This is a genomic window from Archangium sp. (assembly GCF_057119385.1).
In genome coordinates this window covers 59234-82184 of sequence record NZ_DBNGVP010000051.1, presented here as the reverse complement: position 1 = coordinate 82184, position 22951 = coordinate 59234, and the positions used below count along the sequence as shown (strand labels likewise).

The window sequence follows — 22951 nt, the reverse complement described above, 5'->3', positions numbered from 1 at the left end:
GCCCGGCCGCTTTCAGGGAGTTAAGAGGGGCGCCATGGTTCGCGAAATCCTCATCTGGCCCGACCCCCTCCTGAAGCAGAAAGCCAGGCCGGTGGCCCGGGTGGACGACTCCATCCGCACCCTGGTCCAGGACATGTTCGAGACCATGTACGCCGCCGATGGCGTGGGGCTCGCCGCGCCGCAGGTGGGCATCCTGCAGCGGGTCATCGTCCTGGACACCCGGCCGCGCCAGCCCGAGTCCCAGCCGCTGGCGATGATCAACCCGGAGCTCATCGCGCTGGAGGGGAAGACGACCTACACCGAGGGGTGCCTCTCCATCCCCGGCGAGGCCGAGGACGTGGACCGCGCGGCGGTGGTGACGGTGAAGTACCTGGACCCCGAGGGGCGCGAGCAGACGCTGACGTGTGACGGGCTGCTGGCCATCGCGGTGCAGCACGAGACGGACCACCTCAACGGCACCGTCTTCGTGGACCACGTCTCCACGCTCAAGCGCGAGCTCATCCGCAAGCGGATGAAGCGCGTGAAGTCGTCTCGCGAGGACCGGCCGACGGCCTAGGTCCGTACGCCCTTCTTCGGGCAGAGGTGGGCCACCGGGCAGCGCTCGCACGCGGGCGCCCGGGCCAGGCAGGTCCTCCGCCCGTGCCAGACCAGGAGCTGGTGGCCCTTGGCCCACCGCTCCGGCGGCAGCAGCGCCTGCATGTCCAGCTCCACCTTGTCCGGGTCCTCGTGGCGGGAGAAGCCCAGCCTGTAGGCGAGCCGCTTCACGTGCGTGTCCACGGGGAAGGCATCGTCGCCGCCGAGGTGGATGCACACCACGCCCGCCGTCTTGCGGCCCACGCCCGGCAGCTCCTCGAGCAGGGCGCGCGAGCGGGGCACCTCGCCCCCATGCTCGTCCACCAGGGCCTGAGCGGCGGCGATGATGTTCTTCGCCTTGGCGCGGTACAGGCCGCACGTCTGGATGTAGGGCTCCACCTCCTCCGCGGTGGCCCGGGCGTACGAGTACACATCCGGGAAGCGCTGGAAGAGCGCGGGGGTGACCCTGTTCACCCGCTTGTCCGTGCACTGGGCGGAGAGGATGACCGCCACCAGCAGCTCCATGGGGTTGCGATAGTCCAGCTCGATGCGCACGTCCGGCATGGCCTCTTCCAGCCGGTCCAGGACGTCCACCGCCCGCTTCCGCTTCGACTCCATCGACTCGCGCGACACGGGGATGCTCTATGACAAAACCGACCTCGGACGTAAAGCGGTTTCCACTACCTCACAGGACAGCTCATCCGACCTCCCGGGGCTGGAGCCCATACCGGGAGTGCCTCCGGTGAGACGCCCGGCCAGGACTTCCGGACGATGGCTGGCCGATTCCCGGGAGGTTGGTAGACTGGCGGTGCCTTGCGTCGTCTTGCCGCCCTCCTGCTGCTCCTCCTGTCGGCGTGTGCCGCTCCTCGCGCGCGGCAGAAGATGAGCTTCGCCGAGCTGTACTCCCAGGACACCGGGTCCTCGCGGGTGGACGCGGGCGCGGAGGCCGTGTCCCCGGGGGGGACGTCCCAGCGCATGCCCCAGGCGAGGCGGAAGGGCTCGCGGGTGGATGCCCCGGTGTCCCAGGAGCTGCGGGACGCCCTGGCCACCTTCGCCACGCAGGCGCGCGCCACGCGCTCGCAGGTGCAGCGGGGCAGCCCCATGCCGGACGCCCAGGTGCTCAACTGGCGGGAGATGAACACCACCCTGGACGCCTTCCTGAGCCAGTCCGCGCGCAAGACGTCCTCGCTGGACGTGGTGCGCGCCCGGGTGACGCTGGAGGCCGAGCTGGAGGAGGACGCGCGCACCTACGGGGACATGCCCGCGGACCTGGCCGACGCGGTGCTCGCCCGGATGGACCAGCTCGCGGTGCGCATGGCCGAGCTGCGCCTGCTGCAGCTCAAGCCCTCGAAGAAGCCCGCCCGGTTCATCTGGCCGGTGGACCCGGTCGTCATCACCAGCGTCTTCGGCAACCGGGTGCACCCCATCACGGGCGAGGAGAGGGATCATCTGGGCCTGGACCTCGCGGCGAAGCGGGGCCAGCTCGTCTCGGCGGCGGCCAAGGGCGTGGTGGTGCGGGCGGGGTGGAACGGCTCGCACGGCAACCAGGTCATCCTCCAGCACGACGGGAACATCACCACCCGGTACAGCCACCTGTCGCGGGTGCTGGTGACGCCCGGCGAGGTGCTCGAGGAGGGGGACGTGGTGGGCGCGGCCGGCAAGACGGGCCTGGCCACCGGCGTGCACCTGCACTTCGAGCTGTGGCGGGGCGGGGAGCCGGTGGATCCGCTCGACGAGCTGGGCCCCACGGAGTCCGGTGAGGAGCCCTCGTTCGTTCAGCGCGAGCCGGTGCCGGCCGGGGTCTCCCAACGCGAAGGACGCCGTCCGATCGGACGACGCCCCCGGTGAGGTCGGAGCGCGCGCGCGGGCTCCGGCGGACTACAGCGAGTTCTTCAGCTCCTTGGCGGGCCGGAAGCCGATCGTCTTCGAGGCCTTGAGCTTCATCATCTCGTTGGTCTGCGGGTTGCGGATCTTCCGCGCCTTGCGAGTGCGGACCGACCAGGTGCCGAACCCGGGGTAGCTGAAGCGCTGGTCCTTCTTCACCGCCTTGCCGATGTTGGCGAAGACGATGTCGAGAATCTCGGCCGCCGACTTCTTCGTCAGCCGCGACTGCGCCGCCACCGCCTCCACGAGCTCTGCCTTGGTCATCCGCGCTCTCCTCCGTCAGCGTTGAAATTCGAAAGTCCGAGGTTGGTAACAAATCGCTCTTTTGTCTGTCAATGCTGGCAACCATTGCGAGGCCGGTAGATCGGCCTGCGCGCGATCCGCGAGGAATTTGACGGTTCACCGGGCTCCTCTAGAGAGGAGAAGCACGTTCCGCGCTCCTCGGAGACGCGCGCCGTGGGTCTCATGACCCGCGAGGTGTGGATGTGATCGATTGAGAGGGTTTTTCTTTGTCATTTCGATCATTTGCGTGGCGTCCGCTGATCCCGAGGGGCACGAAAGGCCGGCAGGTAATAGTGTGTGCGATCGAATGCTCCGCCGCCTGCTGATGATCCTCTTCCTGACGTTTCCGGCCTGCTGTGCCACCGACCGGGTGATCGCCCCCGTCTCGCCGGCCGGACCCTCCGAGGTGTGGGTCGACGGGGCCCGCGGCGGGGCCGGGGACGGTTCGCGGGCGCGGCCCTTCACCTCCCTGTCCGAGGTGCTGGCTCGGGTGCCGGGAGGGGGTGCTCCGGTCCGGGTGCACCTGGCGCCAGGGCGCTACGTGGGCCCGTTCGTCCTGCCGGCCGGGTGGGAGCTGGTGGGGGCGGGAGCGGACCCGGTGCTGCACGGGCCGGGGACGGAGCCGGTGATCCGGGCGCCGGGAGGGGTCCGCTTGAAGGACCTGGTGGTCGAGGGCGGAACCTGGGGCCTGGAAGCGTCAGGGGTGGTGCGGCTGGAGGGGGTGCGCTTCCGGGGGCAGGGGCAGGGAGCGGTGCGGATGGAGTCGGGGCAGCTCACGGTGGAGGGAGGCGGCTTCGAGGCGGAGGGGACGGGAGCGGTGGGGGTGCTGCTGGGGGCGGGCTCGCGCGCGGAGATGCGGGGGGCCACGTTCACGGGCTCCTACCGGCGGGGCGTGGAGGCGCGGAGCGCGGAGGCGGAGCTGGAGTCCGTGCGCTTCCGGGGGCCCCAGACGGCGCTCTACCAGGAGGCGGGGCGGGTGCGGCTGCGGCACGTGTCGGTGGAGGGAGGGCGCGAGGTGGGGCTCTTCGTCCAGCGGGGCACGCTGCGGCTCGAGGACGTCACCGTCACGGGCCACGAGTTCGGCCTCCAGTCCATGAAGGCCACGCTGGAGGGGTGGGGCTTCACCTCGGTGCGGGCGGTGCGGGCGGGCGTGGCGCTCGTGGGCTCCCAGGCGGAGCTGGAGGACACGGTGGTGCTGGGCAGTGGTGCCTACGGCGGGGTGTCGCTGGTGGCCTCGGAGACGGTGCTGCGCGGCCTCCGGGTGGATGGGGCGGAGGAGTACGGCGTCATGGCCACGCGCGGGAGGCTCCGGCTGGAGCGGGCGGTCCTCACCCGCCTGACGACGCGGGACGGGGAGGCGGGGGACGGGCTGCACCTGCGCGACATCCGGGTGGAGGTGGAGGGGCTCGTGGTGCGCGACGCCGCGGGCGTGGGTGTGCTGGCGGCGCAGGGCTCCCAGGTGGTGCTGCGCGAGGCCTCGCTGGAGTCCTGCCGGGAGGCCGGGGTGTGGGCGGAGACGCTGGGCGAGGTGACGGCCGTGGGCGTGGAGGTGCGCGGCTCCCGAGGGCCCGCGCTGGTCGCCATGGTGGACGGGGTGCTGCGGGTGGACGCGCTCACGGCGAGGGACAACGCCGCGGGGCTCGTGGTGGCGGATTGTGAGGGCGCCACCGGGGTGACGCTGGGCCGCGTGACGGGTCAGGGCAGGGAGACGGTCCCCGCGCTGGCCTGTGTGGCGAGCGTCTCTCCCTGACGCAGGGGCGTGGCGTGGGCCACCAGCCAGCCGCGGATCTCCGGGTGGACCTCGAGCGGGGCGCCCGTGCCGAAGAGCAGATCTCCATGCCCGTAGTTCATCTTGTCGCCGCGCTCGCAGCCGAAGACGTGGAGCTTCTTGTCCGGTGAGCCGACCAGCTCGAACTGGGCGCGCAGGTTCTTGGGCGAGGCGAGCCGGTCCATGCTCCCTCCCATCACCATCACCGGCAGCGAGAGCTTGGCGAGCCCCGCGCGCCAGTCCACGCTCCCATCGAAGGAGCGGAAGGCGTCGTGGTCGATCCAATCCTGGAACTGCCGCAGCACGTTGCGGCTCATCGACGCCATCATGTTCGCGTAGACCTTGCGCTGGGTGGGCGGGAGGATGTGCCGCGGGTTGATGATGACGTCGGACATGGGCAGGGTGACGTAGCCGAGGAAGGGCGCCAGCGAGCGGCTCAGCCACTCGTTGCGCAAGCCGCGGGGCCACGCGGCCCGGTTGCCCACGCGGATGAGCCGGCGGATGAGGGGATCCGGCGGGAAGAAGACCGGCGAGCCCAGGGTGAGCAGTCCCGCGAGCTTCTCGCCCGTGGGGCCCTGCGCCACCGCGTAGCCCACGAGCCCTCCCAGCGAGTGGCCCACCCAGAGGGCGCGCCGGGCCCCCGTCTGGGCGAGTGCCAGCTCGATGAGCGCGGGCGCGTCCTGGGCGACGATGTCGTCCACCGTGACCTCGGACCAGCGGCGGCCGCGGGGCGAGGGCCGCGAGTGGCCGATGCCGCGCCACTCCACGCTGAAGCAGTCGAAGCCGGCCTCGGACAGGGCGTGGGCCAGGGAGTAGGGCGGCTCGAAGTCGAAGGTGCACCGGTTGGCGGCGAGCCCGTGGCACAGCAGCACGGGCTCCTCGAAGCGCCGGTGCGCGGCGCGCCGCACGTGCACGGTCAATTCCCAACCATCCTGGCAGCGGACCTTCAGCCGCTCGGGCGCGGGGGTGCGCAGCCGGTACCACCAGCGCACGGCGAGCACCCAGAGACCGTTGATACCCAACAGGATGAGTACGGCGAGCAGCACCCAGGATGTCCAACGCACCGCGTCCATCGGCCCTCCGCGAAGACCGGGCAAATAAAACCCTGGTATGATTCGTTCTCCCCCGGCTTTCACTGGAACGGCCAGTGGCCGACACATGGAGTCAGGAGAACGATGAGACCCCACAAGTTGATGTTCGTCCTGCCCAACCTGTTCACGGTCTCCTCCATCCTCTGTGGTTTCTACGCCATGATTCTCTGCGCGGGGCAGCCGGGCCCGGCGCAGTTCAATCAGGCGGCCCTGTCCATCCTCTTCGCCATGTTCTTCGACGGGTTCGACGGCCGGGTCGCCCGCCTGACGAAGACGCAGAGCGACTTCGGAATGCAGCTCGACAGCCTGGCGGACGTCATCTCGTTCGGGGCCGCGCCCGCCCTGTTGGTCTACAAGTGGGCACTCGAGCCCCTGGGCTTCCTCGGCCTGTTCCTCTCCTTCGCCTTCGCGGCGTGTGGGGCGCTGCGGCTCGCGCGCTTCAACGTGCTCGCCATGCGCAGCCCCCAGGGCGGTGGCGGGAGCTTCTTCGTCGGCCTGCCCATTCCGCTGGCCGCGGGCGTGCTCGTGTCGATGATCCTCGCCCACCATTCCGCCACGGCGGGTGAGGGGCTCGAGGACTCGGCCCGGGGCCCCGTGGCGGTGGCGGCGACGCTGCTCGCGCTGCTGATGGTGTCCACCGTTCGCTACCGGACCTTCAAGGACCTGCGGCTGTCGCGCCGTTCGGCCATCGTCCTGATGCTGGTGCTCGCCAGTGGCGTGGTCATCGGCACCCGCTTCCACCCGGCCTACGTGCTGGTGGCCTATTCGTTCGCCTACCTCGCCTTCGGCCTGGTGGAGTCCGCCTTCCTGGTGCGCAACCGCCTCGTGGCCCGGAAGGTGGGGCCGGGCGCCGTCGCCGCGGCCGTCCTCGAGGAGGAGGACGAGCTGGACGACGAGGACGAGGACGAGCGGAACGTGGCGTAGCGGTGCCCGTATCTGCGCGTGCCGGGGACGTCGGGTGCGGCTAGGATGCGCCGCCCATGCGCGTCGAGCTGCTGTGCACCGGTGACGAGCTCGTCACCGGACTGACCCCCGATACCAACAGCCCGTACCTGGAGGCGCGGCTCTTCGAGCTGGGCATCAAGGTGACGCGGGTGGTGCTGGTGGGGGATGTTCGCGAGGACATCACCCGGGCCTTGAGAGAGTCGGCCCACCGGGCGGACGTGGTCATCGTCTCGGGAGGGCTGGGGCCCACCGCGGATGACTTCACCGCCGAGTGCGCCGCCGGGGCCGCGGGTGTGCCGCTGGTCGAGGATGCCCGGACGCTCCAGTTCCTGCGCGAGCGAGCCGCGAAGCGGGGCCGGGAGCTGACGCCCAACGTGGCGCGCATGGCGCTGGTGCCCGAGGGCTCGGAGGTGGTGCCCAACCCGGTGGGGGCCGCGCCCCTGTTCATCGTGAGGATGGGTGGCTGCCGGCTCTTCTTCCTGCCGGGAGTGCCGCGCGAGTACCGGGCGCTGGTGGACGGCGAGGTGCTGCCGCGCGTGCGCGAGGAGCTGGAGAAGCAGCCGGGGCGCACGTACCGGGCCTTCCGCCTGCTGCGCACGGTGGGCATCCCCGAGTCCGTGCTGGACGCGCGCGTGGCCCCGTTGGCCGCGGCGCACGCGCGGGTGGTGTTCGGCTTCCGCACGCACGCGCCGGAGAACCAGCTCAAGCTGATGGCGGAGGCGCCCTCGCGGGCCGAGGCCGACGCCGCATTGGCCGCCGCGGAGAAGGCCGCTCGACAGGAACTGGGCCTGGCGGTGTACGGCGCGGATGGGGACTCGTATCCCGTCGTGCTGGCGAAGCTGCTGACGGAGGCGAAGGCCACGCTGTCGCTCGCGGAGAGCTGCACGGGAGGCCTCATCGCGGCGCAGCTCACCGGGGTGTCCGGTGCGAGCAACTTCCTGCTGGGCGGAGCGGTGGTCTACACCGAGCCGATGAAGACGGCCTGGGCGGGGGTGCCGCCCGAGCTGCTGGCCACGCACGGCGCGGTGTCGAGGCCGGTAGCGGTGGCCATGGCCGAGGGCATCCGGGCCGCGTGCAAGACGACGTATGGCCTGTCGGTGACGGGCTTCGCGGGCCCGACGGGGGGCACGCCGGAGGATCCGGTGGGCACCGTCTACTGCGCGCTCGCCGCGGAGGGGGCTCCCACGCGTGTCGAGCGTTTCTCCATTGCTGGCGATCGGGACATGGTGCGTCTGTTCGCCGCCTCTTACGCGCTCGAGCTGCTGCGTGAGCGCCTGTTGACCCCGCCTTCCGCCCCATGAGCCGCTCCAAGTCCAAGCGTCCCAAGCAGTCCTCCGCGCAGGCTCCAGAATCCGCGCCGTCCGCCGCGTCGGCCGGCGAGCCCCGGACGGCCCCACCGGAGTCCACGGCTCCCGAGCGGCCCGTGGAGTCCTCCGTGTCCACGGGAGCGCGAGGCGGGGTCGCGGGAGCCGCGTTGAGGATCTGGCTCTCGGCGTACCGGGTGGAGGTGGTGCTCTTCCTGGTGAGCTTCGTGGTGCTGGCCAGCTTCAGCTCGCAGCGTTTCCTGCGGCAGAGCGAGGCGCCGCACTTCGTGTACCAGGCGAAGGCGTGGTTGGAGGGGCGGCTGGACCTGGACCCCGAGGTGTTGCCCAACCTGGAGGACTGGGCGTGCGTGCGGGAGGTGGCGGGGACGAAGGTCCGGTGCGAGGGCCGGTTGCGTCCCGGAGACCGCTGGTACGTGAGCTTCCCGTCGTTCCCGGCGGTGGTGATGGTGCCCTTCGTGGCGCTGCACGGCTACCAGTTCAACGACACCTCGTTCGGGGTCATCGTCGGGGCGCTGGCGGTGGCGCTCTTCTACTCGCTGCTGCGTTTCCTCGCGAAGGAGGGGGAGACGTCGAGGGACCGTACGGAGAACATCGGCCTGGCGCTGATATTGGCCTTCGGCACGCTCTTCTTCTACGCGGCCATCCGGGGCGAGGTGTGGTTCAGCGCGGAAGTGATGGGCGTGGTCTTCACGTGCCTCTACGTGCGCAACGCGGTGCGGGCGCACCGCCCGGTGCTCGCGGGCCTGTTCTTCTCCATGGCCACGCTCACCCGCACGCCGCTGCTGTTCTCCGGGCTCTTCTTCGTGCTGGAGGTGCTGTGCCCGGGACCGGACCGGCTCGGGCAGCTCAAGACGCTGGGCGACCGGTGGAAGCCCGTGCTGCGCAATCTGGGCCTGTTCGCGCTCGGGGCCGCGCCGCTCGCGCTGCTGGCGGCGGCCTACAACGTCTACCGCTTCGGCGGCCCGGGCGAGTTCGGCCACGCGTTCCTCTACAACAACCGCGTCAACGTGGACATCGACCGGTGGGGCCTGTTCGATCCGGTCTACCTGTCGCGCAACCTGGAGGCGGCCTTCTTCAAGCTGCCGAAGGTCTCGTTCAATCCGCTGCGGTTGGGCTACGACCCGCACGGCCTGACGCTGCTGCTGACGCTGCCGTTGCTCGTCTTCCTGGTGGTGCCGAAGCTGAGGCCGCGCCTGCACTGGCCGCTGTGGCTCACCGTGGCCGTGACGGCGCTGCCCGGGCTCTTCTACCAGAACACCGGGTACATGCAGTTCGGCTTCCGGTTCAGCATCGACTACACGCCCTACCTGCTGTTGCTCTTCGCCATTGGGGGCTGGTCCCTGCGCAACCGCGCGGTGCAGGCCGTGGTGGTGCTCGGCGTGCTGGTGAACTTCTGGGGTGCGGTGGCCTTCCGTGGCTACACCGAGCTTGTCCGGAACTGGTAGGGCCAGGCACGTGGACTTGACCGGCCGCCCCGGGGCGAGCAGATAACGAGACGTGACACAACCGCCCTCAGGACCCACTCCTCCCTCGGGGCCGCCGCCCCCGGGCAAGCGCTGGCACACCCGCGAGGACAGCGGCATCCGGCTGGATGCGCGGCTGCGCTGGTGGCACGACGACGAGCCCATCGAGCACCCGCGCATCATCGAGCTCTTCAACAGCTCGTTGGTGCTCGACGAGCAGGGCCGCTACCAGCTCCAGATTGGCAATGACTGGTGTTTCATCCAGGTGGAGGACGCCGCCTACGAAGTGCGCACCGTGGACGTCACCCCGGACGAGCGGGTGTCCGTGCGCCTGAGCGATCGCACCGCCGAGGCGCTCGCTCCAGACACCCTCGCCGTGGATGCCGAGGGTGTCCTCACCTGCCGCGTGAAGGGTGGCCGGGCGAAGGCGCGCTTCTCCCGGGACGCCCAATACCAGCTCGGTGAGTTGATGGAGCAGGGCGAGGACGGCCACCTGTACCTGCAGGCCGGCCAGCGCCGTCTCGCGGTGCCCGTGTCGCTCGAGTCCCTGGGTGGCTGATGGAAGGCACGGGGTGCCTTCCGGCCGCGCGGCGTCCCAACTGGTCCGGCCATCGGACCCGTTGCTCCCCATCGCGGCCGGAACCTCCCCCCCGACGGGCCCCCTCCTGGCTCAGGCCATCGCCGCGGGCGCTTCCATCTCGGCGGGCGCCGGATTCGGGGCGGGGACGGGGAGGCTCATCCCCACCACCTCGCGGGCGAGCGCCTCCATCGCCTCCGGGTGCTCGCGCAGCCACTCCGAGGCGCGCTCGCGGCCCTGGCCGATGCGCTCCCCGCGCAGGCTGAAGTGGCTGCCGGCCTTGTCCACCAGCCCCGCCTGCACGCCCAGGTCGAGCACCTCGCCCGGGCGGTTGATGCCCACGCCGTAGAGCAGATCGAACTCGGTCTCCTGGAAGGGCGGGGCCACCTTGTTCTTCACCACCTTCACCTTGGCCCGCGTGCCCACCACGCTCTCGCCATCCTTCAGGTTGCTCGTGCGGCGGATCTCCATGCGCACCGAGGAGTAGAACTTCAGTGCGTTGCCGCCCGTGGTCGTCTCCGGGTTGCCGAACACCACGCCGATCTTCATGCGGATCTGGTTGATGAAGATGATGCAGCACCCGGTGCGGCTCACCGCGCCCGTCAGCTTGCGCAGCGCCTGGCTCATCAGCCGCGCCTGCACGCCCATGTGCGCGTCACCCATCTCGCCCTCGATCTCCGCGCGCGGCACCAGCGCCGCCACCGAGTCCACCACGATGAGGTCCACGGCGCCCGAGCGCACGAGCTGCTCGGTGATCTCCAGCGCCTGCTCACCGGTGTCCGGCTGGGAGATGAGCAGCTCCTCCACGCGCACGCCGAGCTTGCGCGCGTAGTTGACGTCCAGCGCGTGCTCGGCGTCGATGAAGGCCGCCACGCCGCCCTGCGCCTGCACCTGCGCGATGGCGTGCAGGGTGAGCGTCGTCTTGCCCGAGGACTCGTTGCCGAACAGCTCCACCACGCGCCCGCGCGGGTAGCCGCCCACCCCGAGCGCCCGATCCAGTCCCACCGAGCCCGTGGGGATGACCGCCACGCGCTGCTCGCGCACCTCGCCGCCCAGGGGCATCACCGCGCCCTTGCCGAACTGCTTCTCGATCGCCGCCACCGCCGCCGCCACCGCCTTCAGCTTCTCCGTCAGCTTGTTCATCGTCGCTCCTCGCCGCCCTTGTTGAGTGGGGCTTCGCCTCGGAGCCGGAATGGCCCGGGCGTGCCGCGAGGAGCATGAGCAACGGCCGTGCCGCCCACTGCTCACTCTGAGCACGTGACGCGGAGGTGTCTCATCTGGCGCGAAGTGTCCCGCACGGTGGAGCCGTGGGGTTCACGCCCCTCAGGCGGGTGTCTCGGAGAGGTTCTCGTCGCCGCCGGACGTGAGCGCATCCTGGGGCACGCCACCCTCGCCGCCGATGTCCCGGTGGAGCTGGATGATGATGTCCCGCACCTCGTGCATGAGGGCCTCGCGCTGGGGTCCCTTGCGTCCCGCGGTGCTGATGGGCTGGCCCACCTTCACGCGGATGGGGTGGCGCCGCAGCCGGATGCTGCCGCGCGGGAGCATTCCACGCGTGCCCTCGATGGCGATCGGGATGATGGGCACGCCGGCCTCCACGGCCAGCACGAAGGAGCCCTTCTTGAAGGGGAGGATGCGCCCGTCCATGGAACGGGTGCCCTCGGGGAAGGCGAGGATGTTGGAGCCGGCGCGGATGCGCTCGCCGGCGAGCTTGAGGCTGCGCATGGCCTCACGCCGGTTGGAGCGGTTGAGGAAGATCATCCCCGTGCCCGCCATGTACCAGCCGAGGAAGGGAATCCACTTGAGCACGTGCTTGGCGATGAAGCGGATGTTGACGGGAATCACCGCGAACGCCACGGGGATGTCGAAGGCGGACTGGTGATTCATCAGGAAGATGTGGGGCTTGCTCCAGTCGACATCGGGCAGGGGCTCCACGCGCAAGGGCGAGCCGGTGATGCGCCAGTGAATGGGGGCCCAGAAACGCCGCGCCATCATCAGCGGCACCTCTCCGTTGAGGGTGAGGATCGCCGCCAGCCCGGACACGGTAATCCAGAACACCAGCCACAGGACGAGGAAGACGGCCTGGAAGAGTGCGATGAGGGGTGACAGGAGCTTCATCACCCGGCCTTCTAGCTCGCCCAATCCAAGGCGGGTACGGGGTAGACGCGGGGACGTCGATTGCATTGAAGTTCCGCGCACCGGGAGGAACATCCTGAACATGACAGGCCCACGCGACACGCTTCCCCATGTGGTCATCCTGGGTGGTGGTTTTGGTGGTCTGTATGCCGCCCGTTCGCTGCGCAACGCCCCGGTGCGAGTCACCGTGGTGGACCGGCAGAACCATCACCTCTTCCAGCCGCTGCTGTATCAGGTGGCCACGGCCACGCTGAGCCCGGGGGAGATCGCCTCGCCCATCCGCGGACTGTTGGGGCGGGAGACGACGGTGCTGCTCGCCGAGGTGACGGGCGTGGACGTGGCGGGCAAGCGGGTGCTGCTGGCGGACGGGGAGCTGTCGTACGACTTCCTCGTCATCGCCACGGGGGCGACGCACTCCTACTTCGGCCATGACGAGTGGGCGAAGCACGCCCTGGGGTTGAAGACGATCGACGACGCGCTGGAGATCCGCCGCCGGGTGTTGCTGGCCTTCGAGCGGGCCGAGCGCGAGACGGATCCGGTCCGCCGCCGCGAGCTGCTCACCTTCGTCATCATCGGCGCGGGGCCCACGGGGGTGGAGATGGCCGGGGCGCTCGCGGAGATCTCCCGTCACTCGTTGGCGCGGGACTTCCACAACATCGACCCCTCGCAGGCGCGCATCCTGTTGTTGGAGGGCCTGCCGCGCGTGCTGCCCGTCTACCCGGAGCACCTCTCGCAGAAGGCGCGCCGCTCGTTGGAGAAGCTGGGGGTGGAGGTCCGCACGGACACGCGGGTGACCCACATCGACGAGACGGGCGTGTTCATCGGCGAGGAGCACATCCGGGCGAAGAGCATCATCTGGGCCGCGGGCGTGGCGGCCTCACCGGTGGCGCGCTCGCTGGGGGTGGAGCTGGACCGGGCGGGCCGCGTGAAGGTGGCGCCCGAGCTCACGCTTCCCGGCCGAGAGGACGTGTTCGTCATTGGCGACCTGGCGCACTTCGTCCAGGACGGCCAGCCCATTCCGGGTGTTGCGCCCGCGGCGATGCAGCAGGGCAAGCATGCCGCGCGCAACATCCTCCGCCGGTTGCGAGGCCAGCCGATGGAGGCCTTCCGCTACTGGGACCGAGGCACCTACGCGGTCATCGGACGAGGCCAGGCGGTGGGAGTGGCGTTCCGGCGCTTCGAGTCCTCGGGCTTCAGTGCGTGGATGGCCTGGCTGGGCATCCACGTGCTCTTCCTGATCGGTTTCCGGAGCAAGCTGGCCGTGCTCATCAACTGGGCGTACTCGTTCATCGCCTTCAAGCGTTCGGCGCGGCTCATCACCGGCCCGCTGCCCGAGTTGGTGCGGCCCGAGCGGGCAGGGGAGGGGCCGCTCACGAGTCGTCCGGGAGCAGGGAGTCCTGCTCGGGACGCGGCGGTGGGTTGAGGGGGCCCTGCCAGGGGGGAGGGCCTCCGAGGGTGTTGGTGTGCAGCCAGGTCCGCCGGTCGATCTGCCGGCAGTCGATGGCCAGGTGCACGTCCGCGTCCTCGATGCGCTCGTGCCCTTCGAGGTCGGCCCGGGACAGGGCCAGCTTGAGGATGCGGTCATGGGCGCGTGCGGACAGGCCGTACTGTGTCATGGCCTTCTCCAGGTCCCTGCCGGCCTTCTGGGACAGCTTGCAGTAGCGGTGCAGCAGCCGGGTGGGCATCTGCGCGTTGCAGTACACCCCGGGCTCGTCGCGGAAGCGGAACCGTTGCCGGTCGCGAGCGGCCTCCACGCGCTCGCGGTAGTACGCGCTCGTCGGCTCCTCCCCGTCGTTCCGGGCGATGTGGTGGTACTCCACGGGGCGCGTCTGCAGGGTGATGTCGATGCGGTCCATCAATGGTCCACTCACCCGCGAGTGGTAGTCGTGGATGCGGAACTCCTGGCACGAGCACTTGCGTCCGGGGACGTTGAAGAAGCCGCACGGGCACGGGTTCATCGCGGCCACCAGCATCACGCGGCAGGGGTAGGTCACGTGCTGGACGGCGCGTGCCAGGTGGATGGTGCCTTCCTCCAGCGGTTGCCGCAGCACCTCCAGCACGTTCTTGCGGAACTCGGGCAGCTCGTCGAGGAAGAGCACCCCGTGGTGTGCCAGGGACAGCTCTCCGGGCCGGGTGGCCGGGCCGCCGCCCACCAATCCCGCGTCGGAGATGGTGTGGTGGGGCGCGCGGAAGGGCCGCTCGCGCATCATCGTCTGCTCGTCGCCCAGCAGTCCGAGCACCGAGTAGATCTTCGTCACCTCCAGCGCTTCGTCGAACGTCATCGCGGGGAGGATGCCGGGCAGCCTTCGGGCCAGCATCGTCTTGCCCGAGCCCGGTGGACCGCACATCAGGATGTTGTGGCCACCGGCGGCGGCCAGCTCCAGCGCCATCTTGACGTCCGCCTGTCCCCGCACGTCGGACATGTCCAGGGGCGCCTGGCGCCCGTGGGACGGGGCAGGGGAGCCTTCCTCGCGCGTGAAGGGGGCCAGGGGCTTCTCTCCGGTGAGGTGGTCCACCGCCTCGCGCAGGTGGTGGACGGCCAGCACGTGGATGCCCGCGACGAGGGCCGCCTCGGCCGCGTTGGCCGCTGGCACCATCACCCCCTGGTAGCCGCCCTTCCGAGCCGCCACCGCCAGGGGCAGCACGCCCTTGATGGGCTTCACCGCCCCGTCCAGTGACAGCTCCCCGCCGAAGAGGTAGCGCGACAGGGGCTCCTCCTCCATCAGCTTCGCCGCTCCCAGCACTCCCAGGGCGATGGGCAGCTCGAAGGCCGCCCCCTCCTTGCGGATGTCCGCCGGGGCCAGGTTCACCGTGATGCGCTTGGAGGGCAGCTCGAAGCCACAGTTCTTCAGCGCGGAGATGACGCGCACCTTGGACTCGCGCACCGCTCCCTCCGGGAGCCCCACCACGTTGAAGTAGGGCAACCCCAGGGCCATATCCACCTCGCACTCCACCACCACCGCGTCGATTCCCATCAACGCGCCCGATCTCACCCGCGCCAGCATGTCCCGCCCTCCGAATGGTTTCCGCCACACGGGAGCAATGCGCGTACCGGCCCCTTTCCGAGGGAGCGCCGCACCACCGGTGTCCCCGGCTCTGGATGGCGCGTCTCGCGCCCGAGGGTCCTCTCCGCTCACCTGCTCTTACCGTGAGAGAGGAAGCGGACAGCTGGTGTGAAAGTCGGCTAATCTGGCAAGCCATGGAACACTCCGTCCTGGCCCCGCACCCGGTAAGCGACTCCCGGTCGTCCATCCACGTCCGCCGAGGCGATCTGAAGAGAAACGCCCGGCTGAAGCTGACGTTCGCCGTCTTCCGCTTCTGCCTCTACGGGATGGTGGGCTTGTCGTCGGAGATCTTCTTCTACAACCTGGTGCGCATCGCCCGGCACGTGCCGCTGCTCGAGCTGCTCTTCCGCTTCCAGTGGCGGGTGGATGATCGGCTGCCGCTCAACGACATCTGGGACACGCCCATCGTCGCGGGGTACGGCCAGTGCTCGCTGTGGATGTTCGTCATCTACGGCGTGGCCTGCTTCTTCTTCATCGAGGCCATCTACCGCCGCACCTTCCGCCAGCCCACGCTGCTGCGCGCGGTGCTCTACGGCCACGCCATCCTCGTCTTCGAGGGCCTGAGCGGGGTGTTCCTGGAGAAGCTGACGGGCTACCGCATCTGGTACTACGCGGACAGCGGCGCCATCCTCTGGCAGATGACGTCGCTCTACATCCTGCCCATCTGGATGGTGACGGGGCTGATCGCCGAGTTCATCTACCGGGAGATGATGGATCCGGATCTGGTGGCGGCGCTGGAGTCGCCCCTGCCGGCCACGCCCGAGGAGACGGAGGCCTCGCTCCAGCTGATGCAGTAGGGGAGGGGCAGCCCGGAAACACCAGGAGCTCGCCGGGCATCAGGGTGAAGGACCCTCGCCGGCGAGCTCCCGGGTTGTGAATCTCACTGTGACTACGGAGCGGGGGCCGGAGCCGGCGCCGGAGCGGCGTTCGGATCCACCGGAGCACCCCCAGCCGCGGCGGCGGCCGGAATGTCCTCGGTGGCCATGCCCAGCACGAAGGCGCCGGCCTGCTTGGCGCCGTCGAAGGCGGCCACGAGCAGCCCGTAGTTCGCCTTGTCGTCCGCCACGAAGAAGACGATGCGGTCCTCCTTCTTCTTGGCGGTCAACATGCGCTTGAGCTTGTTGACGTACTCATCCTTCTGCACCGTCTCGGTGTTGATGGAGTAGGTGCCGTCGGCGTCCAGCTTGACGATCAGCTGGCTGTTGTCCTGCGGCATCTGCTCCACGGGGACGTCTTCCGTTTCCGGAATGCGCACCTCGATGTCCTTCTCGAGGAGCGGCGTGACGACCATGAAGATGATGAGCAGCACGAGCACCACGTCCACCAGCGGCGTGACGTTGATGTCCGAGTTGGGGGGGGTCGCGGCTTTGACAAACTTGCGCTTGGCACTCATGGCTAGTTCTTCAGCTCCTCGACACCCAGGAAGATCTTCTTGGCCTTGGCCTTGCGGGTGACCTCCATCACCTGGCGCACGTCGCCCACGGTGAGGGCACTGTCTCCCTTGAGGAGGATCTTCTTGTTGGGCAGGAAGGAGAGCGTGTCCTTCAGCTTCGCCTCCAGCCCCGCCGCGTCATACTCGTCCTGCTCCACGAACATCTTCTTGTCGTTGGTGACGGAGAGGATGATCGGATCCGGATCGTTCGTACCGCCCTTGTCGTCCTCCACCTTGGCCGCCTTGGGCAGGGTGACGGACTTGCCACGCTGGAGCATGGGCGTGACGACCATGAAGATGATGAGGAGCACCAACACCACGTCCACCAGCGGCGTGACGTTGATGTCGCTCTTGGGGCCCCCTTGGGAGCCGCCTACGGACATTCCCATGCGTGCACCTGTTCCTGGACAATGAGAGCGCCCGCCCCACGTGAGGTCTCCGGTTCACGGAGACCCGTTGCACGAGGAGGCGGGCCTTTGGCTCTCGGGGGGGACTAGGCCTGGGGCGTGTGCGAGCCACCCAGATGGCGCGCCACCACGTCCAGGAACTCGTTGGACGACTCAGAGATGTCCACCGAGCGAGCGTCCACCCAGCCCGACAGGAAGTTGTAGGCCATCACCGCCGGGATGGCCACCAGCAGACCGAAGGCCGTGGTGATGAGCGCCTCGGCGATACCCGCGGAGATGGTCCCCAGACCACCCGCGCCGGAAGCCGCCATGAGCTGGAAGGCGGTCACGATACCCATCGTGGTGCCCAGCAGACCCACGAACGGGGCCGTGGAACCCACCGTGGCCAGCACGCCCAGGCCGCGCTTGAGGCTCTGCACCTCACGCTGCGCCTGGCGCTCCAGCGCGCGCGCCACGGACTCCACCGCCACTTCCTTGTCGGAAGGGCTGATGCGGTACGCGGTCAGACCGGAGCCGATCACCCGGCCCAGGTGGCCCACGTCCTTGCCCATGTTGGTGTTGGCGGCCTGCTGCAGATCGCCCTTGGCCAGGATGGCGCCCATCTTGGCGGCGAAATTACGCGAGTCCTTGCGGGTCTTGCGGAAGACGATGATGCGCTCCGCCATCACCACCAACGACGCGATGGACATGATCGCCAAGCTGAAGATGACTCCGCGGGCGAACGGACCCGTGGATGCCCAGATGCCAGCAAGCGTGAAATTAGCAGAATGATCCATGGGGAATGAAAGCGCTCCTCCTCGAGCGCGGTTGGGGTACGGCGGTTACGACAAAGCGGTCCCCTGCACTAGCGGGGCAGGCTCAGACGGATGTTGAAGGTGTAGTCGACCTGGACGGGCCGGCCCTGGAACGTCACCGGCTTGTAGCGCTGAGCATACAGCGAATCCAACACCGCCTGCTCCATGTGGGGCAACGGCTTGATGATGCGGCAGCGCTCGATCGCTCCCTCGGTGGTGATGACGCACTTGACGATCATCAGACCCTGAACGCGGGCCTCGAGGGCCTCGCGGGTGTACTGCGGCGCCGGACCCGACATCTTCTCCGGTCGGGTCATTCCCGCGCCGAACGGAAGCACGTCCGTTCCGGTGCTGCCCACCTGGCCGCCGAGCACTCCGCCGACCACGCCTCCCACCACGCCGCCGATCACACCGCCGGGCACGCCACCCTCGACGCCTCCCTCCACCTCCTCCTCGCTGGCCTCCTCTTCTTCACCCGCGTTCGGATCAGGCTCCACCTCGGGCGGCTTCTCCTGGGGGATCTCCTTGGGCTGGACGATGACGTCCGGCTTCTTCACCACCGGCTTCTTGGTGGGGTTGCTCTTCCTCGCGGGCGGAGGCGGTGGAGGCGGCGGAGGAGCGGCCGAGGCCGGAGGCGCCATGGCCTGCTTGAAGGTGACCTCCACCTCCTTCTCCTTCTCCTTCTGGGGCTGCGCGGAGAGCCAAAACGAGAAGCCGAAGAGACCGACGTGAAGGGCGACCGAGATGAAGGTGCCCACGCCGAAACGCGTCTTGGGGCCTTGTCCGCGGTCAAGGACAGAGTCGAACATGCGCAACGCTCCTGAACTCCGGTGGACACCCACCTCGTCCCGCCCGGATCGCAAAAGGCGAGCTACATTACAAAAACCGGGAACGGGTGCAAGTGACCCCACCCAGGAAGGCCACCCGCGTGATCGGCCAATGCCCCAGTAGTCACCAAAAAGCAACGGCATATTGACAACTGGTAGACCCCAGGTATTTTCCCGTACCATTTTAGTTGCAGTGCAAGCCCACCTTGGAGGGGTTCCCAGCATGCATGTCAGACGGATGCTCCGGGCAACTGGAGTGGTTGTGGTCGCGAGCCTGTCGTACGGGACCGCGGCTTACGCCGATAGCGTGATCATCGGTACGGTCGTTGGTGCCGATAACAAGAAGCCTGTCGCGGACGTGGTCGTCACGGCGACGTCGCCCAATCTTCAGGGCGAGCAGGTCGTGGTGACGGACGCGCAGGGTAACTACCGCATTCCCCAGCTGCCGCCCGGCGTCTATACCCTCCGGTTCGACAAGGAGTCGTACCGTCCGTTCTCGCGTTCGGAGATCCAGCTGCGCCTGGATCGCACCATCCGCGTGAACGTGGAGATGCTGCCCGAGGAGATGAGCGAGACGATCGTGGTCACGGCGACGCCGCCGACCATCGACGTCGGCTCGACCAGCGTCGGCGTCAACGTGGATCAGGACTTCATCAAGCGCATCGCGGTGAACCGTCCGGGTGGCAAGGGTGGCGCGGCGCGCTCCTTCGAGTCCCTGGCCGAGCTGGCCCCGGGCGCGCAGAGCGACGCGTACGGCGTGTCCATCAACGGCACCACGTCCCCTGAGAACGGGTACGTGGTGGACGGTCTGTCCACGAACGACCCGGCCTTCGGCGTCAACGGCAGCCCGCTGAGCGTCGAGTTCGTGCAGGACGTGAACATCATCACCGGCGGTTACATGCCCGAGTACGGCCGCTCCACCGGCGGCGTGCTCAACGCGGTGACGAAGTCCGGCTCCAACGAGTTCCACGGCTCCGTCTACGGCAACCTGACCCCGGGCGTCTTCGAGGGCCAGCGCACCCCCGTGGTGAGCAACGCCTCGGTGATCACCGGCCGCAACAACCTGCAGGCCATCGGTGACTTCGGCGCCACCCTCGGTGGTCCGATCCTCAAGGACAAGCTCTGGTTCTTCGCCGGTGTGGCGCCGTCCTTCAGCAACTACACCCACACGCGCGCGATCAACGCCTTCGAGACCGAGGAGTTCACGCGGCCGGACGGCACCACGGGCCGCCGCGTCGCGAGGGATCCGGTCACCGGCTTCAACAAGTCGCAGCGGATCCCGGGCTCCGAGCGCGAGTACGACGTCACCGGTCAGAGCCTGCAGTACATGGGCAAGCTGACGTACCTCATCAACCAGGACCACAACGTCTCCGTCTCGCTCGCCGGCACCCCGAGCGTGTCGGGCGGTAACGGCGCGCTGGCCATCAACGCCCGCTCGGGCGCTCTGCCGGGCACGCTGAACGGTGATCCGAACAGCTACGGCCAGACGCAGGGCGTGGCCGGCTCCACCACGGTGGCCCTGAAGTACGCCGGCGCCCTGATGGACAAGAAGGTGCTGATCGACGCCAACCTGGGTTGGTTCCACCAGACGTCCGCCACGCTGCCGAGCGACGGCTCCAAGATCGGCTCCATGGAGGGCCTGGCCGGTCTGTCGTTGATCCAGTTCCGCAACCTGCGCTCCATCGCGGGATTGCCGTATGAGAACCTGGGCGATGAGGCGCGGGCCCTCTGCAACGCGGACGGCCAGGGCGGCCGGCTCGCCTGCCCGGTGCGCTCGTACTTCGCCGGTGGTCCTGGCCTCATCTCGGACGGTCTGCTGGACCGCTACCAGGCCAATGCCAAGGCGACGTACATGTTCAGCGCCCTCGGCAACCACGTGTTCAAGGCCGGCGCGGACCTGGAGCTCCTCAGCTACCAGCAGCGCAAGACCTTCTCCGGTGGCGTGACCCTGGCCGAGGAGGCCGATAACAGCTGGCTGGACTCGCGCCGCTACGGCTACCAGAACGGTCCTGACCAGCCGGTGAACCTGGCCTACCAGGACTCCCTGTCGCGCAGCACCACGGTGGGTGGCTTCATCCAGGACAGCTGGACGATCGCCAACCGCGTGACGCTCAACGCCGGTGTCCGCTACGACACCCAGTGGATGTACGGTGCCACCGGCCAGTTGGGCATCGTGCTGCCCAACCAGGTGTCTCCGCGCCTGGGCCTGGTCGTGGACCCGATGGCCAACGGCCGCATGAAGGTGTACGCGAACTTCGCTCGCTACTACGAGCAGGTGCCGCTCAACATGGCGGACCGCGCGTTCCCGCCCGAGGCCAGCTACGCCGCCTACCGCCAGGGTGGTGCGGGTGCGCCGTGCGATCCCGCCACCATCACCACGCGTGAGGGGCAGGACGAGTGCCGCAAGGACTCCTCCGTCATCGAGCGTGACGAGGGCCTGACCACCCTGGATCCGAGCTTCAAGTACCTCGGTGGCAAGGTGGACACCACGCCGGTGGACCCGGCTCTCAAGCCGCAGGGCTCGGATGAGTTCCTCGTGGGCGCCGAGTACGAGCTGCTCGCCAACATCCGCCTGGGTGCCAACTACACCCACCGCTACATGAACTCGGTCATCGAGGACATGAGCCGGGATGACGGCCACACGTACTTCATCGGCAACCCGAGCGAGGGCTTCGCCAAGGAGTTCCCGAAGGCCACGCGTAACTACGACGCGGTCACGGTGCTCCTCAACCGCACCTTCAGCGATGGCTGGCTGGCGCAGGCGAGCTACACCTGGTCGCGGCTGTACGGCAACTACGCCGGTCTGTTCCGTCCGGAGAACGGCCAGCTCGATCCGAACATCACCTCGGACTTCGACCTGACGTCGCTGCTGGAGAACCGCGAGGGTCTGCTGCCCTACGACCGCACCCACGCCATCAAGCTGTTCGGCGCCAAGGAGTTCAGCTTCACGAAGGATCTGAGCGCCAGCCTGGGCCTGTCCTACCGTGGTAACTCCGGTACGCCCATCAGCGCCCTGGGTGGTCACCCCATCTACGGCGGCACCGAGGCGTTCATCCTCAACCGCGGCTCCGTGGGCCGCACCCCGTGGGTGAACAACATCGATTCCAACATCGGTGTGAACTACCGGATCAACAAGAGCAACATCGTGTCGTTCAGCCTGGACGTGTTCAACCTCTTCAACTTCCAGGAGATCGCCACGGTCGACAACGCCTTCACCAACGCGGGCGTGTACGTGCTGCCCATCGAGGGTGGCAAGATCGACGGAAACCCGATGGACCTGAAGCCCGAGCAGGTGACGCAGGCCAACGGCAGGCCGATGACCGAGAGCCAGCGCAACCTGAACTGGACCAAGGCCACGTCGTACCAGGCCCCCCGTCAGATCCGCTTCGGTCTGAAGTACACGTTCTAGGAACCTCTTGCCGGATTGGGATTCGAAACAATGAGCAAGCGTATCGTTACTGCAGTGGCTCTCCTCGGTGCGGCGGGTGTCATCTCCGGCTGCAGCCTCGAGCAGCCGTCCGCCGGCTGCATCGTGCAGGACTCCACGGACTATCCGTGGCAGGCCGTGTACGTGCTGAAGAACGGCGACGCGAAGTCGTCGTGCGGTCAGCTGAAGGGTGAGGCGCTCGGTGTCTACAAGTACATCGAGTTCGAGAAGGGCGCGAACGAGCGGCTGACCAAGAAGCGCGCCTACATCGGCATCCGGCCGGAGGGGCTCGCCTCGAAGTTCGAGGTCACCTACAAGGACGAGGTGCTCAACGCCGACGGCACCGTGAAGGTGGACGACAAGGGCGCGGTCGTGATGAAGGATGTCACGGTGGAGCGTGTCGATGGGGCGCGTGACAACAACTACGCGATCGCCAAGGCCGCCACCGCTCTGTCCGAGACCCTCGCCGACGAGCCGGATGACAAGGGGCTGTGCGCCACCACGGGCTTCAAGCCCGCGAGCGTGACGGCCAAGGAAGTGGTCCGTGAGGACGAAGTGAAGGGTGAGACCGTGGTGGTCGCTCCCGCCGAGAGCCTCACCTACACGTTCAGCGACGTGAAGGTGTACTCGGATCCGTCCGCGCCTGGCACCCAGCTGGCGGGTACGCTCAAGTACTCGGACGGCCCGGACTGCGAGGCGGAGTACACGGTCCTGGCGCTGTGGCCGCAGGTGGGCTGCGATCCCGAGGCCTTCGCCAACCCGACCGAGGAGAACGCCGCGGATCGTTGCGCCGAGGGCTCCGGCCTCAACCCGGACTTCGACGCGGTGTGCGTCGAGGGCATCGCCGGTGGTGACCCCGCCTGCGTGCCGAACCCGGCCAAGGGCGTGCCTGCCTTCAAGAACAAGTAGGCAAGCGGCCTCTGCGAGGCTGAGCTGAAGTGAACTGCGGCCCCGG

The 22951-nt window shown here is 68.7% G+C and carries 21 protein-coding genes; 11 read left to right on the top strand and 10 right to left on the bottom strand.

The features are described from left to right. The first annotated feature begins 34 nt into the window (after window positions 1–34). Entirely contained in the window at window positions 35–556 is a 522-nt protein-coding gene (gene def / locus AC16DP_RS11730) for a peptide deformylase (protein ID WP_329733015.1), read from the top strand. On the opposite strand, the gene nth is transcribed toward def, so the two are convergent. Next, a complete protein-coding gene (nth, locus tag AC16DP_RS11725; RefSeq protein WP_414640795.1) occupies window positions 553–1191 on the bottom strand; it encodes an endonuclease III in 639 nt (212 codons plus the stop codon). The genes def and nth overlap by 4 nt on opposite strands. 195 nt (window positions 1192–1386) lie before the next feature. Between nth and AC16DP_RS11720 the strand changes: the two genes are divergently transcribed. Beyond that, window positions 1387–2421: a M23 family metallopeptidase gene (locus AC16DP_RS11720; RefSeq protein ID WP_329733014.1), complete on the top strand. Its 1035-nt coding sequence runs from the start codon at window positions 1387–1389 to the stop codon at window positions 2419–2421. A gap of 30 nt (window positions 2422–2451) precedes the next feature. Here the strand turns inward: AC16DP_RS11720 and AC16DP_RS11715 are convergent, their stop codons facing one another. Beyond that, window positions 2452–2721 (bottom strand): HU family DNA-binding protein, encoded by a 270-nt coding sequence (locus AC16DP_RS11715; RefSeq protein ID WP_329733013.1) that lies wholly within the window; start codon window positions 2719–2721, stop codon window positions 2452–2454. A 325-nt stretch (window positions 2722–3046) separates the two neighbouring features. On the opposite strand from AC16DP_RS11715, the gene AC16DP_RS11710 reads away from it, so the two are divergent. Further along, on the top strand, window positions 3047–4489 hold the full coding sequence (locus AC16DP_RS11710; protein ID WP_329733012.1) for a right-handed parallel beta-helix repeat-containing protein: 1443 nt from the start codon (window positions 3047–3049) through the stop codon (window positions 4487–4489). Here AC16DP_RS11710 and AC16DP_RS11705 read toward each other — a convergent pair. Then, window positions 4435–5580 (bottom strand): alpha/beta fold hydrolase, encoded by a 1146-nt coding sequence (locus AC16DP_RS11705; RefSeq protein ID WP_329733011.1) that lies wholly within the window; start codon window positions 5578–5580, stop codon window positions 4435–4437. The genes AC16DP_RS11710 and AC16DP_RS11705 overlap by 55 nt on opposite strands. A 102-nt stretch (window positions 5581–5682) precedes the next feature. Here AC16DP_RS11705 and pssA point away from each other — a divergent pair, with 102 nt between their 5' ends. Genes pssA through AC16DP_RS11685 form a run of 4 tightly spaced genes read left to right on the top strand, consistent with a single transcriptional unit; the run spans window position 5683 to window position 9890 of the window. Continuing rightward, on the top strand, window positions 5683–6522 hold the full coding sequence (pssA, locus tag AC16DP_RS11700) for a CDP-diacylglycerol--serine O-phosphatidyltransferase (RefSeq protein WP_329733010.1): 840 nt from the start codon (window positions 5683–5685) through the stop codon (window positions 6520–6522). 56 nt (window positions 6523–6578) lie between these two features. Beyond that, window positions 6579–7844 (top strand): CinA family nicotinamide mononucleotide deamidase-related protein, encoded by a 1266-nt coding sequence (locus AC16DP_RS11695; protein ID WP_329733009.1) that lies wholly within the window; start codon window positions 6579–6581, stop codon window positions 7842–7844. Next, window positions 7841–9313, top strand: a complete 1473-nt coding sequence (locus tag AC16DP_RS11690) for a hypothetical protein (RefSeq protein ID WP_329733008.1) — start codon at window positions 7841–7843, stop codon at window positions 9311–9313. Before AC16DP_RS11695 ends, AC16DP_RS11690 begins: the two co-directional genes overlap by 4 nt. A 52-nt stretch (window positions 9314–9365) precedes the next feature. Then, the gene (locus AC16DP_RS11685) at window positions 9366–9890 is read left to right on the top strand and encodes a DUF1285 domain-containing protein (RefSeq protein ID WP_329733007.1); all 525 of its coding nucleotides are present in this window, start codon (window positions 9366–9368) and stop codon (window positions 9888–9890) included. Between the two features lie 111 nt (window positions 9891–10001). Here the strand turns inward: AC16DP_RS11685 and recA are convergent, their stop codons facing one another. Both recA and AC16DP_RS11675 read right to left on the bottom strand, forming a co-directional pair. Continuing rightward, window positions 10002–11051 (bottom strand): recombinase RecA, encoded by a 1050-nt coding sequence (recA, locus tag AC16DP_RS11680; RefSeq protein WP_329733006.1) that lies wholly within the window; start codon window positions 11049–11051, stop codon window positions 10002–10004. Window positions 11052–11231: 180 nt separating this feature from the next. Continuing rightward, complete coding sequence (locus tag AC16DP_RS11675) at window positions 11232–12026, bottom strand: lysophospholipid acyltransferase family protein (RefSeq protein WP_329733005.1); 795 nt, start codon at window positions 12024–12026, stop codon at window positions 11232–11234. Between the two features lie 100 nt (window positions 12027–12126). Here AC16DP_RS11675 and AC16DP_RS11670 point away from each other — a divergent pair, with 100 nt between their 5' ends. Further along, the gene (locus AC16DP_RS11670; protein ID WP_329733004.1) at window positions 12127–13467 is read left to right on the top strand and encodes an NAD(P)/FAD-dependent oxidoreductase; all 1341 of its coding nucleotides are present in this window, start codon (window positions 12127–12129) and stop codon (window positions 13465–13467) included. Here AC16DP_RS11670 and AC16DP_RS11665 read toward each other — a convergent pair. Further along, the gene (locus tag AC16DP_RS11665) at window positions 13415–15049 is read right to left on the bottom strand and encodes a YifB family Mg chelatase-like AAA ATPase (RefSeq protein ID WP_329733003.1); all 1635 of its coding nucleotides are present in this window, start codon (window positions 15047–15049) and stop codon (window positions 13415–13417) included. The genes AC16DP_RS11670 and AC16DP_RS11665 overlap by 53 nt on opposite strands. A 194-nt stretch (window positions 15050–15243) precedes the next feature. On the opposite strand from AC16DP_RS11665, the gene AC16DP_RS11660 reads away from it, so the two are divergent. Further along, window positions 15244–15906 (top strand): hypothetical protein, encoded by a 663-nt coding sequence (locus tag AC16DP_RS11660; RefSeq protein ID WP_329733002.1) that lies wholly within the window; start codon window positions 15244–15246, stop codon window positions 15904–15906. Between the two features lie 92 nt (window positions 15907–15998). Here the strand turns inward: AC16DP_RS11660 and AC16DP_RS11655 are convergent, their stop codons facing one another. The 4 genes from AC16DP_RS11655 to AC16DP_RS11640 form a co-directional block, all read right to left on the bottom strand. Then, window positions 15999–16502: an ExbD/TolR family protein gene (locus tag AC16DP_RS11655; protein WP_329733001.1), complete on the bottom strand. Its 504-nt coding sequence runs from the start codon at window positions 16500–16502 to the stop codon at window positions 15999–16001. 2 nt (window positions 16503–16504) lie between these two features. Beyond that, window positions 16505–16930, bottom strand: coding sequence for an ExbD/TolR family protein (locus tag AC16DP_RS11650; protein WP_329733000.1), 426 nt, complete (start codon window positions 16928–16930; stop codon window positions 16505–16507). 104 nt (window positions 16931–17034) lie between these two features. Beyond that, on the bottom strand, window positions 17035–17724 hold the full coding sequence (locus AC16DP_RS11645) for a MotA/TolQ/ExbB proton channel family protein (protein WP_329732999.1): 690 nt from the start codon (window positions 17722–17724) through the stop codon (window positions 17035–17037). A gap of 68 nt (window positions 17725–17792) precedes the next feature. Beyond that, window positions 17793–18551 (bottom strand): energy transducer TonB, encoded by a 759-nt coding sequence (locus AC16DP_RS11640; RefSeq protein ID WP_329732998.1) that lies wholly within the window; start codon window positions 18549–18551, stop codon window positions 17793–17795. Window positions 18552–18876: 325 nt separating this feature from the next. On the opposite strand from AC16DP_RS11640, the gene AC16DP_RS11635 reads away from it, so the two are divergent. After that, on the top strand, window positions 18877–21978 hold the full coding sequence (locus AC16DP_RS11635; RefSeq protein ID WP_329732997.1) for a TonB-dependent receptor: 3102 nt from the start codon (window positions 18877–18879) through the stop codon (window positions 21976–21978). A 30-nt stretch (window positions 21979–22008) separates the two neighbouring features. After that, window positions 22009–22905, top strand: a complete 897-nt coding sequence (locus AC16DP_RS11630; protein WP_329732996.1) for a hypothetical protein — start codon at window positions 22009–22011, stop codon at window positions 22903–22905. The last annotated feature ends 46 nt before the right edge of the window (window positions 22906–22951 follow it).